Here is a 15,859-nt window from a genome sequence, read left to right as displayed (position 1 = left end):
AAGGATGAATAAAAATGCAGGAAAATTACTGGGATTATGTTCAATCGATTCTATGTCTCATCTGGAACTTTTTGAATAGTAATTTTATTACTGCACTTGCTGGCGCATTCTTTGGTGCAATAGCTGCATATTATATTGCTAAAAAACATCAACAGGCGGTGAATTTACGGGAGGAAATTCGTAATATAAACGCTGCAATAACGCTCACATTTAGTGTTTTTATTAGCTCTTTATCATTGAAAGAACAGCAAATAAAACCAATGATGGACGGCTACAAAGAAACGTCTAAGCAATATGAAGAATATATGATGAAGCTATCAAACGGACAAAAAGTATCATTTGCCGGAACAGCGGATATGAGTGAAGTCGCTATGCCGCTTTTTCCAACAGAGACAATTTCTGAAATTATCTATGGCAAAATTGCTGCTCCAACCCGTGTTGCGGCGATGTATTCAGCTCTGAATCATGCGACAAATTCGATAAAAGAGCTGTTCGAAAGAAGACATCAAATAATTTACGAATGGAAATCTAATAAAAATATTACGGAAAAAGAAAAGCTGGAAGTTTATTTAGGGTTGGTACAAGAAAATAGAACCGTAGATGAAAGGTACTCCAATATCATGGATGAAATTTCTAAATCGTTGGATGACTGCATTTTTTATTCATTCACGATAGCCAAAGACTTAAATGAATATGGTTGTAAATTAGCTGAAATGTATGGAAAGAATACCTCTATCGTTGTGGGTGTTAAATTGCCAGATGAACTAGTAGACAAAGACTTAATGCCTGATGAGGATAACTATCGTGGCTGGTTTGATGGTTTTAAAAACAATGAAAACTCAACTCAAAATAAAAGTATTTGGGATCGTCTAAAATTCTGGAGCTCTTGATCACAACAATTGCGTATCCGTCGCGTCTTCGGTAAAAGGGGCGCAGCGAATTATTTGTGGATCAGGAGCGGAAATCCCTATGGCGTCTTATCAGTATATTTATGTGATGAATGGTCTGTCGAAGACCTATCCGGGCGGCAAGCAGGTGTTGAAGGACATCCGGCTTTCCTTCTTCCCCGGCGCAAAGATCGGCGTGCTGGGGCTGAACGGCTCGGGTAAGTCGACGCTGCTCAAGATCATGGCGGGGATCGAGACCGAATTCACCGGGGAGGCCTGGGCCGCCGACGGGGTCAAGGTTGGCTATCTCGCGCAGGAGCCGGAGCTGGATGCGGCGAAGGACGTGCTCGGTAATGTCATGGACGGGGTGCATGAGAAGAAGGCGTTGCTGGACAAATTCAACGAGGTTTCGGCCCGCTTCGCCGAGGACCTCACCGATGACGAGATGAACGAGCTGATCGCGGAGCAGGGCGAGCTGCAGGAGCAGATCGACGCGCAGAACCTCTGGGACCTCGACCGCGAGGTGGAGATTGCCATGGATGCGCTCCGCTGTCCGCCCGGCGATGCCGATGTCACCAAGCTTTCCGGCGGTGAGCGCCGCCGCGTCGCGCTCTGCCGCCTCTTGCTCTCGCAGCCCGATATGCTGCTGCTGGACGAGCCGACCAACCATCTCGATGCCGAGAGCGTCGCCTGGCTGGAGCGTTTCCTCCATGACTATTCCGGCACTGTGGTCGCCGTCACCCATGACCGCTACTTCCTCGATAACGTCGCGGGCTGGATCCTGGAACTCGACCGCGGCCATGGCATCCCGTGGGAAGGCAACTATTCAAGCTGGCTGGAGCAGAAGGAAAAACGCCTCGCGCAGGAAGGGAAATCCGAGGATGCGCGCCGCAAGACCCTCGATCGAGAGCTGGAATGGATCCGGCAGGGACCGAAGGGCCGCCAGTCGAAATCGAAGGCCCGTATCAGTGCCTATGAGGATCTGCTGGCCGAGCAGAACTCGAAACAGGCCGATGCGATGCAGATTTACATCCCGGCGGGACAGCGGCTCGGCGATCTGGTGGTCGAGGCCGACCATGTCTCCAAGGCGTTTGGTGACAAGCTGCTGATCGACGATCTCTCTTTCAAGCTCCCGGCGGGGGCGATTGTCGGCGTTATCGGGCCGAACGGCGCCGGTAAGACGACGCTGTTCAAGCTGCTCACCGGGCAGGAGGAGCCCGACAGCGGCAGCTTCAAGGTTGGCCCGACGGTGCAGCTCGGCTATGTCGATCAGGACCGCGACACCCTGGATGCCAACAAGAATGTGTGGGAGGAAATCTCCGAGGGGAACGAGGTGATTTCCTTGGGCAAGAAGGAGATCAACAGCCGCGCCTATGTCTCGGGCTTCAACTTCAAGGGGTCGGACCAGCAGAAGAAAGTCGGGCAGCTCTCCGGCGGCGAGCGCAACCGCGTCAATCTAGCGAAGATGCTGAAATCCGGTTCAAACTTCCTGCTGCTCGACGAACCGACCAACGACCTCGATGTCGATACGCTCCGCGCGCTGGAGGAGGCACTGCTGCAGTTCGCCGGGTGCGCTGTGGTTATAAGCCATGATCGCTGGTTCCTCGACCGCGTCGCCACCCATATGCTCGCCTATGAGGGCGACAGCCATGTCGAATGGTTCGAGGGCAACTTCGAGGCCTATGAGGAAGACAAGAAGAAGCGCCTCGGCAAGGAGGCCACGGAGCCCCACCGTATCAAATACAAACCGATCAAGCGGTAGGGGCTGCGCCTACATCCCCTGCTCGGACATCGCTCGCATGACGGCTTTGCGGTCCAACATGCGGGCGCGGTGCGCGGCGACTTTGGGGAAATCGTCGATGGCGAGGTCGTCGCTTTCCAGCCAGCGCCCGACCGTGAACAGATAGGCATCGGCGACGCTGTAGTCCGCGCCCATCACCCAGGGGCCTTTGAACATTGTGTCCTCGATCAGGTGAAAGCAGTCGCTCATATTGCTTTTCACCTTGCGCTGCATCGCCTCCATGGCGGCGGTCTCCGTCTCTTCCACCCAGCGAAGCCCACGCATGCGATGGGCATGGTTGACATGCACGGTGGCGCACAGATAGTTGTTAAAGGACTGCATCTCCGCCAGGCGGTAGATATCATCCAGCGGCGCCAGTTTCGCATCCGGAAAGGCCTGTGCAACATAGAGAAGGATCGCCGGGGTTTCCGTCAGAATACCCTGATCCGTGACCAGCGCGGGCACCCGGCCCTTGGGATTGATGGCCAGATAGTCAGGTTTCGTTTGCGCCGCGTTCGCGAAATCAAGTTTTATGGCCTCATAATCGGCATCCGCCTCGGCAAGGGCGATATGCGAGGCGAGGGCGACGGTTCCGGGGGAGAAGAAAATTTTAAGCATTTGTCATCCTTGAACTTATTTTTGTCGAGCTTATCCGGTAATCTCAGGAAAGTGGACTAATTTATTTGTGATGATGGCGGCAGCGATTTATGAATGAAGAAACGGAAAAGGCTTCTATACTGTGCATCTTACCCAAACGACCAGAGGCAGAATGAAAGCGCTTGTTATTTCGATCCTGTTCCTCGGCCTTGCCGCCTGCGCCAGCGATACCCGGCGCGCAGGCGAGATCACCTGGCCCAAGGACCCGGCGGAACGGCAGGTGGCGGAACGCTACCTGACGAAGGCGGAGGGAGGCATTCCGGGGGAGGCGCCCCCGCAGCTCGACTTTTCCTATCGTAATATCGACGGAAAGCTGATCGCCGATCATTTCGATTACCGGCTGGACCGGCTGGAAGCGGAGGAGATTATTGCCTCCTTCCGGCAGAACATCATCGGGAATTATGTCGATGAATTGCGCGCCCGCGCCTGCGAGGACCCGGATGCGCGATACTTGCTGGACAAGGGGTTCGACTATGAGTTCCTTGTCACCCTCAAGGGCGGCAAGAGCGATAAAACGGCGCGCGAAAAAATGAACAAGGGCTTCTGCGTCGCCAACGAGCTGCCGCTGTTGGATCGGGAGGCCGTCATGGGGCGGCATAACATGATCCGCTACTGGCCCAACGGGGAGCGGGTGGATGGGCGCCTGCTGGAGCAATTGACCGGCGCATTCCAGCTGATTGCCTCCCGACCGGAGCGGCCGGAAATGACTAACCCCTCGCTGGAGGTAACGAATGTCATGGCGGACGGGCTGATGCTGTCGATTTATCTGCGCCAGGAACTGGAAAATGACATAGAGCGGAGTAAATACTGGCAGCAGGGGGCTAAGGGTAATCTGCTGACACAAAGCTGTACAAAACGTCAGCAACTGATATCCATGACCATCGGGGCGATCTATTTCTACCAGCTTGAAATCATGTTCGAAGACGGAATAATCGATGTGGCGCGCTATACGATTAGCTATCCGGATTGTTTACGATATAACAGGAAATAGGCAATATAGTATGCCACGGCCGTCCGCTGACGGTATCTTGAAGGATTAAGTATAATATGCAGGTAGAAGCGACAGAAATTTCCGACGTAAAGATCCTGACCCCGAAGAAATTCGGTGATGCGCGGGGATTCTTCTCCGAGGTCTGGAACGCCCGGACGCTGGCGGAGATGGGCCTTGTCATGGATTTCGTGCAGGATAATCATGCCGCAAATGCGGAAGCAGGCGTCCTCAGGGGGCTGCATTACCAGCTCGATCCGAAAGCGCAGGGCAAGCTGGTCCGGGTCACCCGCGGATCGATGATTGACGTGGCGGTGGATATCCGTGTCGGCTCTCCGACCTTCGGCCAACATGTCGCGGTCGAGCTGTCGGCGGACAACTGGCGGCAGATATGGGTGCCGCCGGGTTTCGCCCATGGCTACTGCACGCTGGAGCCGGATACGGAGATCGTCTACAAGGTCACTGATTATTACAGCCCGGAGCATGATTGCGGCATCTTCTGGAACGATCCGGCGCTGAAAATCAATTGGCCGGTGGCGGCGGATAAGGCCATTCTTTCAGAAAAAGATAAGATTTTGCCGCTATTAAAGGACCAGCCCAGATTATTTGACTTTAAGGAAACCAGATGACTGTTTTTGTCACAGGCGGCGCCGGCTTTATCGGATCCGCCCTCGCGCGCGACCTGATCAACCAGGGCAAGGAAGATGTCGTGATCATCGACAAGCTGACCTATGCCGGGTCCCTGGAGAGCCTGAAGCCGGTCAGCAACAGCCCGCGCTACCATTTCTCTCAGACCGATATTTGCGACCGGGACGGGATCGGCGCCCTGTTCGCGAAGTATAAACCCCGCGCGGTCTATCACCTGGCGGCCGAATCCCATGTCGACCGGTCAATCGACGGTCCGGCGGATTTCGTCCAGACCAACCTTGTCGGCACCTTCACTATGCTGGACGCCGCCTATCAGTACTGGCGCGCGCTGGATGAGGCGGAGAAGGACGCTTTCCGTTTCCTGCATGTCTCCACGGACGAGGTCTATGGCGAGCTCGGGGCGGAGGGGCAGTTCTCCGAAACCAGCGCCTATGATCCCAACTCTCCCTATTCCGCGAGCAAGGCGGGCTCCGACCATCTCGCGCGGGCCTGGTACCGCACATATGGCCTGCCGGTGCTGGTCACCAACTGTTCGAACAATTACGGGCCCTACCAGTTCCCGGAGAAACTTCTGCCGGTGATCATCCTCAACTGCCTGCATGGCAAGGAACTGCCGGTCTATGGCAAGGGCGAGAATGTCCGCGACTGGCTCTATGTGGAGGATCACGCAACGGCGCTGCAGGATGTGGTCAGAAGCGGGAAAATCGGCGAGACCTACATGATCGGTGGTCGCGAAGAACAGACGAATATCCATATGGTCCGCAGTATCTGCCAGATCATGGACCGCAAATATCCGGGCAAGGCCCCGCATGAGGACCTGATCCGCTATGTTACCGACCGGCCGGGCCATGATGCCCGCTATGCCGTCGACTGCTCGAAGATCGAAGCGGAACTCGGCTGGTCGCAGTCTCTCAATCTCGACACCGGCCTTGAGAAAACCGTCGACTGGTATCTTGATAATCTTGACTGGGTCAAGGCGGTCGCGGCGGACTATACGCAGGAACGGCTCGGCCTCGGGTCCAAGGGCTGATGAAAATTCTGGTGACGGGCGCGAACGGGCAGGTGGGGCAGGCGCTCCAGTCCGCTGCGCCTTCCAATGACGCCGAGATCATAGCGCTGGACCGGCAGGCCCTCGATATTTCGGACCGCGCCGCCGTCAAGGCCGCGATCGAGGCGGCCGCGCCCGATGTGGTGATCAATGCCGCCGCCTATACCGCGGTGGACAAGGCGGAAGAAGAGGTCGATGTCGCCTTCGCCATCAATGCGATGGGCCCGGAAAATCTCGCGGCGGCCTGCGGTGATATTCCCGTTTTGCATATTTCAACGGATTTTGTTTTCGATGGCAAAAAACCGGGCGCCTATGTCGAGGAGGACCCGGTCGCCCCGCTCAGCGTCTATGGCAAGAGCACGGCGGAGGGGGAGGCGCGCGTTGCCGCCGTTTCCCATAAACATATCATTCTCCGCACGGCCTGGGTTTTCGGTGGCGCACAGAATTTCGTCAATACCATGCTGCGTCTCGGCGAGACCCATCAGGAACTGAACATCGTTGACGACCAGAAAGGCGGCCCGACGGCGGCGGCGGATATCGCCGATGCGCTGCTGAAAATTGCGGCGAAGGTCAATGGGGAGGGATTCACCGACTGGGGTATCTATCATTATTGCGGCGCCCCGGCGATTACCTGGTACGGCTTCGCCAGGGCGATTTTCGCGGGGCGGGAGACGCCCGCCCTCCATCCGATCCCGACGGAGCAGTATCCGGTCCCGGCGACGCGACCGAAGAATTCCGTGCTGGACTGCGAAAAAATAAAGCGCGTCTTCGATATTCACCAGCCGGACTGGCGAGAGGCATTATCGCAAATTCTGGACAAAAGATAAAAACAAGGACGGTTCATGGCCCGGCAGGATTTTCGCTTCTTTCATCCCTTTCGCGTGCGCTATTCCGAGATTGACGGGCAGGGGGTTGTCTTCAACGCTCATTACCTGACCTATTTCGACACCACCATTACGGAGTTTTTCCGGCATCTGGGCTTTGACTATCAGGGCTATATCCGGGAAACGGGAGAGGATTTCCACCTCGTCAAATCCCTCGTCCTCTATGAAAAGCCGATCCTGTTCGATGCCGAGATCGACGTCGGCTGCCGTGTCGAGAAAATCGGCAACACCTCCATAACCTTCATTTTGGAGATTTTCGACAAAGCCTCCGACACCCGTTATTGCACCGGCGAGATCGTCTGGGTCAACACCCACCAGACCACCCACAAAACCGCCCCCGTCCGCGACGACATCCGGGCAATGTTTGAAGGCTTTGAAAAGGCCGGTGGAGCGTAAGTGTACCCTTACGTAATATCCGTCGGAGAGTTGGTCAGGATATAGAGGCCGACGGCGATCAGCAGGAAGGGCAGGATTTTCGGGGCATAGCGGGCGAGCTGGGTTCTGATTTTCTCATGGCTCACAGTCTTTTGCGCAAAAAAGGTGAGGAGGAGCGCGGCACAGACGACGCTCACCGCCATCCAGATGTCAAGGTCAGCTCGGGTATCGGCGAGGAGTGGGGCCAGCACCGCAATCGAATCCCAGCTATGGGCGATCATGATCAGGGTGATGGTCAGGAAGCTGCCGCCTTGCAGATTGCGGACTCCCTCCGTCCCGGGGCTCGCGGACTTTCTCCCCCGATTTAACTGCCACAGCTCATACAGGCCGAGCGCGATGGGGACCAGCCCGATTAAAGGGACAATATGGGCGGGTAAAAGTGCAATTCCTTGCGCAAAAATCGCACAGATGCCGAGCATGATCAGCACGGCAAGCAGGTAACCGGCGCGCACTTTCGCAATCCCGTATTTCGGATGCAGCGTATAGGTGATCAGCAGGAACAGGTTGTCCATGCTGGTCGAGAGGAACGCCATGAAGCTGACCGAGACGGCGAGAAGAATATCATGCATGCGCGTGTGATCCGCCCGTTCCTAAATTCCTTTCCGCCGGGTCACAGCTCTTCATTCTGGCCGATATGAAACAGGCAGTCGCCGCGGACGACGCGGGCGCCTTGCCGCTTGGCGAGGATGACGCCCTTACCCTCGAAAAAGAGCTCCACGGGCGCGCGGCCCGGCGTTTCGGTACGATGGATGAGGGCGGCGGGCTGGCCTTCCACGACATCTTCTCCGGGATCGGCGAGCGGCTCGTAGACACCGGGTTCGGTTGCAAAAATACTCCCCTCCTCGGAAAAGACGCGGCCTTTTGACGGCGCTGCTTCGGGCGCGGTGGTAAGCACGCCGATCCGATGGAGGGAGCGCAGCAGCCCGTCCCCCGCCAGCTTCGGCAGCCCCTTCGAGACGGTGCCGCCGCCCGCCAGCTCCGTCAGGATGCTACAGACATTCTTGCGGAACGCCGCGGCGGAAGAGAAACTGCCGGCATCACTGCGTTCGAAATAAAGGGTGTGCGGCAGGCTGAAGGCCTCCGCGATCTCGCGTTTCATGGCGAGATGCGGATCATCGGCGGTGACGGAGAAAAGCAGCGTCGGCGTGTAGAACAGCGAACTGCCGCCCGAATGCAGATCGAACAGGAAATCCGCGCGTTCCAGCAGGGTATGCTCGATATAATGGGCGATCTGCTGGGTTGGGGTGCCGGTATCGATTCCGGGGAAGGAGCGGTTGAGGTTTCCCTGATCGATGGGCGAGGTGCGAAGGCCCGCCTCGGCCGCGGGGAAATTCGCCATGGGCAGGATAATCAGCTGCCCGCGGATTTGGTCCAGCGGCAGGGTGCGGATCAGGTTGGAGAGAATCACCTGGCCTTCATATTCATCCCCATGATTTCCCGCCATCAGGAGAACCGTCGGCCCATCGCCGTTTCTCAGGCTGGCAATGGGGATCGGGATATAGCCATAGGCGGAGCGATGGACGGAATGCAGCAGTTGGAGATATCCATGCTGGATACCGTCTTTATCGAAATCAATCTTGGTGGAGATAAGCGAGGACATGAAGGAAACACCTGTAGCGTAAGAGGACTTTTCCGTACTATATCGAGCATCTTCGACGGACGCCATGAGAGAAATTTTCGTCTGTCATCTCCTTTGGGCAAAAAAATAGCCCGCCATTACGGGCGGGCTATCTTCCGTCTAGAGGGGGACGGGATTAGGCAGCTTTATTTTCGATAAGCTTGTCCTTGTTGATCTCGATCGTCCGGGGTTTGAGTTCCTCCGGGATTTCACGAACGAGGTCAATGTGAAGCAAGCCGTTTTCCATGGCCGCCCCGACAACCTTGATCGTCTCGGCGAGTTCGAAATTCTGCACGAACGAGCGGGACGCAAGGCCGCGATGCAGATACTGCTGGCCTTCTGTTTCGTCTTTTTCCTCGCTCGACTTGCCGGTCACCTTCAGCGAATTCTGGGTGGCGACAATCTCGATCTGGTTTTCCTCGAACCCGGCGACCGCCATGGTGATGCGATAGTTATCGGCATCTTTGCGAATAATGTTGTACGGCGGATAGCTGTTCTCGGCAGAGGCCCGTTCCAGGCCGCGGAAAAGCTGTTCAATACGGTCAAAACCGACCGTGGAACGCATGAGAGGTGAAAAATCATATGTACGCATTTTATATTCTCCTATGAAGCAATATATTTGCGGGTTCCCCAAGATGGGCCAAACCCTTGTTTTCAGGCCCTAAATCGGCGCCTGACGCTTCATATATGTGGCATATTTAACTGGATTCAAGAGGCGAAAAGATGGAAAATTAACTTTTGAAGACTAATTTTCTTTCCATCGTAAGAGTGATTTCCACTCAGAGCAGGGTGGCGAAGGGTGAGTAATGAGCGTCAGTGGCAATGATCAGGCGGTTTTAAAGTCGGAAACCATCTTTTTCACACGGACTTATGACGAGGCGCTGGACCTCGTCCGGGAGGCACGCACCTATCTTGCCGGTCGCGGTAAGGAGGACGTGCGCAACCTGCCGGTGGAGGCCAATTTCGGCTACGCGGCGGAATCGCTGCGGCTGACGACGCGGCTGACCGAGGGGATGGCCTGGCTGCTCTATCAGCGGGCGCTGCAGGAAGGGGAGATTACTCTGGCCGAAGCGCAGGAAGAGGAATGCCATCTCCAGCATCTGGAGATTTGCCTGCCCGAGGAAGCAACCTGCGACCCGGCGATATTACCCGAAGGGCTGCAATCGCTACTGGAGCGGAGCGAGCGGCTGTATCAGCGGCTTCTCCGCCTTGACCAGCAGGGGCGGGACGCCTTCCGGCGCGCCAATCCATAAATCTGCAATAATTCGGGCGGCAAAGAAAAAGGCGCCCGGTTGAGCGCCTGATCCGTTAAACCGCGAGGGTTCGTCGATTAGCTCGACTTGATACCGAAGTTCGCGAAACGCTTGTTGAACTTGGCAACACGTCCGTCATCACGCATATGCTGCGCGCCACCGGTCCATGCCGGATGGGTTTTCACGTCGATATCCAGCTTCAGGGTGTCCCCTTCCTTGCCGTATGTCGAACGGGTCTCGAACGTGGAACCATCGGTCATTTCGACGGTGATGGTGTGGTAATCGGGATGTATATCTTTTTTCATGTCGGCTCACCCTTTTGGGGACGCTAAAATCTGCTCAGCGCGCCTTATATTAAAGCTTTGGGCCGATGGCAAGCAAAGATATGATTTTTGGCATTTTTTCTTGCATTCCTGGCCGTGACCTTTACACCCTAGAACACGGAATATGACACGATCGGACGAAACGCGTGACTGATTTAGGCGAGATAGACCGCACCGCGGAACAGGCAGAAAAATCAAAAAAGGTGGTGACGCGGCTTTGGCAATTGTCGCGATTCGTCGCGCCTTATCGCTGGCGGGTGGTGGGCGCGCTGATCGCGCTGATTTTCGCCGCCGGGGCGACCCTGATGATCGGCCAGGCGATCCGGCTGCTGCTGGACAAGGGCTTCTCGGCGGGCTCGGCCAGCCTGGAACCCTACTTCATCGGGCTGATGGGTGTTGTCGCCGTGCTCGCCTTCGCGACATTCGGGCGCTACTACCTCGTGTCCTGGATCGGGGAGCGGGTCATCTCCGATATTCGCAAAGCCGTCTTCAATCATGTTCTTACCCTCAACCCTGCTTTTTTCGAAATTACCCGGACGGGGGAGGTGCTCTCGCGCCTGACCACCGATACGACCCTGATCCAGACAGTGATCGGCTCCTCTATCTCGGTTGCGCTTCGCAATTTCCTGCTGTTTCTGGGGGGGCTTGCGCTGCTCATCTATACTAGTCCAGCGCTTGCCGGGATGGTGCTGATCGTTGTGCCCTTCGTGCTGGTGCCGATCATTATCTTCGGCCGTATGGTGCGCAAGCTCAGCCGCACCAATCAGGACAGCATCGCCGCCGTCAGTTCCCGTGCCGACGAGACATTGCGCGCCATCCAGACATCGCAAGCCTATACACATGAGGCCCATGACCGCGTCCAGTTCGGCGAAGCAGTCGAGGTCAGCTTCCGCATTGCCGTCAAGCGAATACAGGCGCGGGCCTGGCTGACCGCGCTGGTAATCCTGCTGATTTTCGGCGCCATTGATTTCGTGCTCTGGAGCGGAGCGACCGCCGTAGTCGATGGTTCCATGTCGGCGGGCACGCTCGCCTCCTTCGTTTTCTATGCCGTCATAGTCGCCGGGTCCATGGGATCGCTGAGCGAGGTCTGGGGCGATTTGCAGCGCGCTGCTGGTGCGTCAGAGCGGCTTCTCGAAATTCTCGCCGAGGTGCCGACGGTGAACATTGCCGAAAACCCGCTGCCCATCGGCGACAGCGTGACGCGCAATATCAAATTCGACAGGGTCAGCTTTCATTACCCCTCCCGCCCCGATACGGCGGCACTCAACGGCATCGACCTGGAAGTCGCCAAGGGGGAGACAATCGCGCTGGTCGGGCCGAGCGGGGCCGGCAAGACCACCATGTTCCAGCTTCTCCTGCGTTTCTATGATCCGCAGTCCGGCAAAATCACCATCGATGGCGTCAATATTGCCGATGTCGATCCGACACGGCTGCGGGCCCTGATGGGGCTGGTGCCGCAGGATGCGGTGATCTTCGCCGATACCGCCATGGAGAATATCCGCTATGGCAGGCCTGAGGCGAGCGATGCGGAAGTGCGTGCCGCCGCCGATGCCGCCGTTGCCACCGAATTCATCGAGGCCATGCCCGAAGGGTTCCACACCGAATTCGGCGAGCGCGGAGTCAAGCTGTCCGGCGGGCAGAAACAGCGCATTGCCATTGCCCGCGCCATCCTGCGTGATCCGGATATCCTGCTGCTGGACGAGGCGACTTCCGCGCTTGATGCGGAGAGCGAGCGGATGGTGCAGATTGCGCTTGAGCATCTGATGGAGAACCGCACGACGCTGGTGATCGCCCATCGGCTGGCGACGGTGCTGAATGCCGACCGGATCATCGTGCTGGAGCATGGCCGGATCGTGACCCAGGGCACCCATGAGGAGCTGATGAAGGAAGGTGGGCTCTACGCCAAGCTGGCGAAGCTCCAGTTCGATACCGGGCGCGATGCCCTATCGGCCTAAGACCTCTGTTAGCGCGTCCGCGAGCTGGGCACGGATCGTGTCCATGCTGAAATTCTCCGCATAATAATTTTCTGCTGCCTGTCCGCGCGCCGCTAGTTTGTGCCGGTTTTTGGCAAGGTCCGCCACCGTCGCCGCGAGGGCCTCTGGATCCCCCTCCGGTATTTGCAGAAGGCCGGTAGTCTCGCCGCCCGGATAGGCGGTCGAGTGGCGGGTGATGACCGGGCGACCACAGGCCAGCGCCTGATAGACTTTGTTGGGGATGACCCGTTCCGCCTTGGCGCTTATCCCGAATACACCCAGCAGGATATCGGCCTGTTGAATGCGGGCCGGGAGTTGGTCATAGGGGAGATACCCCTCGAATTTGATCGCGGGATGACCCGCCGCTGCAGCCTCGCACGCCTCTTTCAACGGGCCATCGCCGAGCATTGTCCAGCGCACTTGCGCCGGGCAGCGCTTCGCCGCCTCGATAATGATCTCCGGTCCCTGCAAGCCGATGAAACTGCCGAAGAATAGCACCTCCAGCGGCGCGTCCGGCGACTTTTCAGCCATGGGCGCAGGGGTAAACAGTCCTTCTTCCGCCCCGAGGGCGACCACCCGGACTTTGTCGGCGGGCCTATTTAGCGTCTCCCGGAAGAAGGCGGCATGTCCCTCCGTATCGGCAAGGACGAGGTCAGCGGCGGCGAAGATTGCCTGCTCCTGCTTCAGGAGTTTTCGGGCGGAGGCGCTCTGCTCCGTGAACTTCTGCCGCTCGAACACCTGCTTGTCATAGGAAGAGATCATCGGATCGAAGATAATCGGTATTCCATGCCGCGCCGCCCATGTTGCGGCGGCCGCCATGTCGCGCTGACGAAAGGCGGGGAGCCAGAGAAGATCCGGCTTTTTGACACCCCTGAGAGTCGCCTCCAGATGGCCAAGCCGACTGATCCGCGGGCGGAAATCCTGCAACTCCCAGCCGAGCCGGACAAGCGCCTGACGCAGAATGCGGTTGCGGGAATAGTCGGGATCGAACCGGCCCCACCAGAGAACGGTGCGCGCCGCCCCAATGCTCATTTTTCCAGCCCCAGACTGTCCAGCACCGCGGAAAGCGGAAGATTGGCGAGGTCATCCTCGCGCAGCACTGTTACATCCTGCCCGCGTGGGCGCGACATGTTCGGATCAGACGCCTTCGAGAACAGGACAACCGTCTTGCAGCCGACGGCAGAGATCAGATGCAGCGGTCCGGTATCATTCCCGACCGCGAGCGTAGCCCCGGCGCCGAGCGTCGCGATATCGCCAAACTCGGTCTTGGAAGAGAGGTCGATGGTCTCCGGGCAGTGGTCAAGGATCGTCTTGATCGCCTCGGCCTCCGCCTTGCCACCGACCAGCACCGGCGTGATGCCCTTGCCTGCAAGAATGGCCGCAAGCTCGGCGAAACGTTTCGCGGGCCAGCGTTTCTCCGGCCGGTGGGCCGATCCACCTGGTACTAGCAGCGCATATTTATCTGGCAGATCGAAGCGCGAAATGTCGGTCATCGCCCAGGAAAAATCGACGGGCGGCACGGTCTCGATCCCGGCGACTTTCAACTGGTCGATATGCCGTTCGATCGTGTGGATCTTGGTGCGCATCGGGCTGTCATGAAGATGGGAGCTGCCTTTGGCGATGCCGCACCATTCAGGCTTTCTGCGGCGCGGAAAAAACCGGAAATAACTGTTCGTCCGGGTCGAGGTCTGCAAATCATAGACCCGGTCGAAACGGCCCCGGCGCAGCTTGCGGATCAGCGGGATAAGCTTGGACAATTGCCACAGCTTCGGGCGCTCGTCGATCCAGACCTCATCGAACAGCCCGGACTTTTCAAGGAAGGCGGCGAAGGGGCGTGTGGTCAGGAGGACGATGCGCGCATCGCCATGATGATCGCGAATGGCCTGAAACGGACCCTGCGCGAGGATCACATCGCCCATGGCGCCATGCTTGATGACAAGAATGTTCCGTCCTGTACCCGCCACTTATCGCTCCGTCAGTTTTAGCTCAATCCGCCGGTTGCGGAGATATCCGATTTCATCATCGCGGGAATCAATGGGCTGGAATTCACCAAAGCCGGTCGCGGCGAGCCGATCCGGCGACACGCCCTGACTGATCAGGAATTTCGTGACCGAGACAGCGCGGGCGGTTGACAGCTCCCAGTTCGAGGGGAAGCGTGCCGTGCTGATCGGCTGTTTGTCCGTATGGCCGTCGACGCGCAGGATCCAGTCTATATCGTCGGGAATGTCTTTCGCGATCTCAAGCAGGGTTTCGGCGAATTTCGCCATGTCCTGCTTTCCTTCCGGGCCAAGCTCCGCGCTGCCCGCATCGAAGAGGACCTCCGACTGGAAGACGAAGCGGTCGCCGACAATGCTGATGCCGGGGCGGTTCCGGAGCACTTCGCGGAGCTTGCCGAAAAACTCGGAGCGGTATTGCTGCAATTCCTGCACCTTCGCGGCCAGGGCCTGGTTGAGGCGTTTGCCGAGATCGGCGATCTGAGCCTCCTGCTCGGCATCCTTGGCCTCGCTCGCGTCCAGAAGCTGGTTCAGCTTGGCGAGCTCGTTTCGAAGCGCATTGATCTGGGTATTGAGCGCGGCGACCTGTGAGCGGGCGGCGGCCGAAAGCTCTTCCTCCTCCTCCAGCTTGTCCTGTGTCTGCAGATAGAGAGTCTGCAACTCGGCAAGGCGGATTTCCCGCGCCTCGATCTCCTCCTGGGCGAGGTTGGTACGCTCCTGCTCATCGGCGATGCGCGCCTCAAGTTCCTTGCTGCGATCCCGGAGATTACCGATTTCACTGTCTTTATCCTCGATGGTCGCGGCGAGCTTGCCGACTTCCTCTTCAAGGTTTTTGCGGGTTTCCTCCAGCGTGGCGATATCGCGCCTCAGGCTTTCAAGCTCGGCAAGGCTGGCTTTCAGGCTGTCCTCGCTGATGCCGAGTTTTTCCTCGCTGGCGCTGAGCTTCTCTTCGACCGCCGTTGTTTTCTCTTTTTCCTCCCGGAGCAGAATTGTCAGCCGGTCGCGATCTTCCTCCGCGGAGAGCGCGCGGCTGGTAAGGGTATCGAGCTGGATGATGACGTTATCGCGTTCTTCCTCAAGCCGCGTCATATCGATGGTGAGCTGGCTGATCTGGTTTTCCAGATTGGCGCTGGTTCGCCGCTCGATCGCGAGGAGATCGGCGAGTTCATTGACCTGCTGGTTCAACTTTTCAAGCGCCGCATCGCGTCCCGAGAGGGCCTGCGACAGGAAGAACTGAGCCAGCACGAACACCACAAGCAGGAAGATGATCACCAGCAGCAGCGTTGTCAGCGCATCGACAAAGCCGGGCCAAATCTCGTATGGGGCGCGTTGTCCGCGGCGTCTACGAGCCATAACTTACTCCGTTCCGGG

General features: G+C 57.6%; 17 protein-coding genes. 9 read left to right on the top strand and 8 right to left on the bottom strand.

Annotated features, from left to right (window positions below):
- Positions 1–14: 14 nt before the first annotated feature.
- Both AACZ19_RS02195 and ettA read left to right on the top strand, forming a co-directional pair.
- Positions 15–890: a hypothetical protein gene (locus AACZ19_RS02195; RefSeq protein ID WP_339630703.1), complete on the top strand. Its 876-nt coding sequence runs from the start codon at positions 15–17 to the stop codon at positions 888–890.
- Positions 891–969: 79 nt separating this feature from the next.
- Positions 970–2,649 carry an energy-dependent translational throttle protein EttA gene (gene ettA / locus AACZ19_RS02190; protein WP_339630702.1) on the top strand — a complete coding sequence of 560 codons (1,680 nt, stop codon included), beginning with the start codon at positions 970–972 and terminating at the stop codon, positions 2,647–2,649.
- Positions 2,650–2,658: 9 nt separating this feature from the next.
- On the opposite strand, the gene AACZ19_RS02185 is transcribed toward ettA, so the two are convergent.
- The gene (locus AACZ19_RS02185; protein ID WP_339630700.1) at positions 2,659–3,285 is read right to left on the bottom strand and encodes a glutathione S-transferase N-terminal domain-containing protein; all 627 of its coding nucleotides are present in this window, start codon (positions 3,283–3,285) and stop codon (positions 2,659–2,661) included.
- Positions 3,286–3,436: 151 nt separating this feature from the next.
- On the opposite strand from AACZ19_RS02185, the gene AACZ19_RS02180 reads away from it, so the two are divergent.
- From AACZ19_RS02180 to AACZ19_RS02160, 5 genes are read left to right on the top strand one after another with little or no spacing between them, the layout of a single operon-like run.
- Positions 3,437–4,315, top strand: a complete 879-nt coding sequence (locus AACZ19_RS02180; RefSeq protein WP_339630698.1) for a hypothetical protein — start codon at positions 3,437–3,439, stop codon at positions 4,313–4,315.
- Between the two features lie 56 nt (positions 4,316–4,371).
- Positions 4,372–4,941, top strand: a complete 570-nt coding sequence (rfbC, locus tag AACZ19_RS02175) for a dTDP-4-dehydrorhamnose 3,5-epimerase (RefSeq protein ID WP_339630696.1) — start codon at positions 4,372–4,374, stop codon at positions 4,939–4,941.
- On the top strand, positions 4,938–5,990 hold the full coding sequence (gene rfbB, locus AACZ19_RS02170; RefSeq protein WP_339630694.1) for a dTDP-glucose 4,6-dehydratase: 1,053 nt from the start codon (positions 4,938–4,940) through the stop codon (positions 5,988–5,990). The genes rfbC and rfbB overlap by 4 nt, the downstream gene beginning before the upstream one ends.
- Positions 5,990–6,835, top strand: a complete 846-nt coding sequence (gene rfbD, locus AACZ19_RS02165) for a dTDP-4-dehydrorhamnose reductase (protein WP_339630692.1) — start codon at positions 5,990–5,992, stop codon at positions 6,833–6,835. Before rfbB ends, rfbD begins: the two co-directional genes overlap by 1 nt.
- A 15-nt stretch (positions 6,836–6,850) precedes the next feature.
- Positions 6,851–7,288 carry a thioesterase family protein gene (locus tag AACZ19_RS02160; protein ID WP_339630690.1) on the top strand — a complete coding sequence of 146 codons (438 nt, stop codon included), beginning with the start codon at positions 6,851–6,853 and terminating at the stop codon, positions 7,286–7,288.
- 8 nt (positions 7,289–7,296) lie between these two features.
- On the opposite strand, the gene AACZ19_RS02155 is transcribed toward AACZ19_RS02160, so the two are convergent.
- From AACZ19_RS02155 to AACZ19_RS02145, 3 genes are all read right to left on the bottom strand, one after another.
- Positions 7,297–7,896: a cadmium resistance transporter gene (locus tag AACZ19_RS02155; RefSeq protein ID WP_339630688.1), complete on the bottom strand. Its 600-nt coding sequence runs from the start codon at positions 7,894–7,896 to the stop codon at positions 7,297–7,299.
- A gap of 41 nt (positions 7,897–7,937) precedes the next feature.
- Positions 7,938–8,927, bottom strand: a complete 990-nt coding sequence (locus AACZ19_RS02150) for a succinylglutamate desuccinylase/aspartoacylase family protein (protein WP_339630686.1) — start codon at positions 8,925–8,927, stop codon at positions 7,938–7,940.
- Between the two features lie 154 nt (positions 8,928–9,081).
- Positions 9,082–9,537, bottom strand: coding sequence for an Hsp20 family protein (locus tag AACZ19_RS02145; RefSeq protein WP_339630684.1), 456 nt, complete (start codon positions 9,535–9,537; stop codon positions 9,082–9,084).
- A gap of 214 nt (positions 9,538–9,751) precedes the next feature.
- Here AACZ19_RS02145 and AACZ19_RS02140 point away from each other — a divergent pair, with 214 nt between their 5' ends.
- Positions 9,752–10,198, top strand: a complete 447-nt coding sequence (locus AACZ19_RS02140; RefSeq protein ID WP_339630682.1) for a DUF1465 family protein — start codon at positions 9,752–9,754, stop codon at positions 10,196–10,198.
- Positions 10,199–10,275: 77 nt separating this feature from the next.
- On the opposite strand, the gene rpmE is transcribed toward AACZ19_RS02140, so the two are convergent.
- Positions 10,276–10,503 (bottom strand): 50S ribosomal protein L31, encoded by a 228-nt coding sequence (gene rpmE / locus AACZ19_RS02135; RefSeq protein ID WP_293962009.1) that lies wholly within the window; start codon positions 10,501–10,503, stop codon positions 10,276–10,278.
- 164 nt (positions 10,504–10,667) lie between these two features.
- Between rpmE and AACZ19_RS02130 the strand changes: the two genes are divergently transcribed.
- Complete coding sequence (locus AACZ19_RS02130; RefSeq protein WP_339630679.1) at positions 10,668–12,476, top strand: ABC transporter transmembrane domain-containing protein; 1,809 nt, start codon at positions 10,668–10,670, stop codon at positions 12,474–12,476.
- Here the strand turns inward: AACZ19_RS02130 and AACZ19_RS02125 are convergent.
- From AACZ19_RS02125 to AACZ19_RS02115, 3 genes are read right to left on the bottom strand one after another with little or no spacing between them, the layout of a single operon-like run.
- Positions 12,465–13,526: a glycosyltransferase gene (locus AACZ19_RS02125; protein WP_339630677.1), complete on the bottom strand. Its 1,062-nt coding sequence runs from the start codon at positions 13,524–13,526 to the stop codon at positions 12,465–12,467. The genes AACZ19_RS02130 and AACZ19_RS02125 overlap by 12 nt on opposite strands.
- Positions 13,523–14,458, bottom strand: a complete 936-nt coding sequence (locus AACZ19_RS02120) for a glycosyltransferase family 9 protein (protein WP_339630675.1) — start codon at positions 14,456–14,458, stop codon at positions 13,523–13,525. Before AACZ19_RS02120 ends, AACZ19_RS02125 begins: the two co-directional genes overlap by 4 nt.
- Entirely contained in the window at positions 14,459–15,841 is a 1,383-nt protein-coding gene (locus AACZ19_RS02115; protein ID WP_339630673.1) for a peptidoglycan -binding protein, read from the bottom strand.
- Between the last annotated feature and the right edge of the window lie 18 nt (positions 15,842–15,859).

Origin of the sequence: uncultured Sneathiella sp. (assembly GCF_963973085.1) — a bacterium.
Taxonomy (GTDB): Bacteria; Pseudomonadota; Alphaproteobacteria; order Sneathiellales; family Sneathiellaceae; genus Sneathiella.
This window is presented reverse-complemented; position numbering and strand designations above follow the sequence as displayed.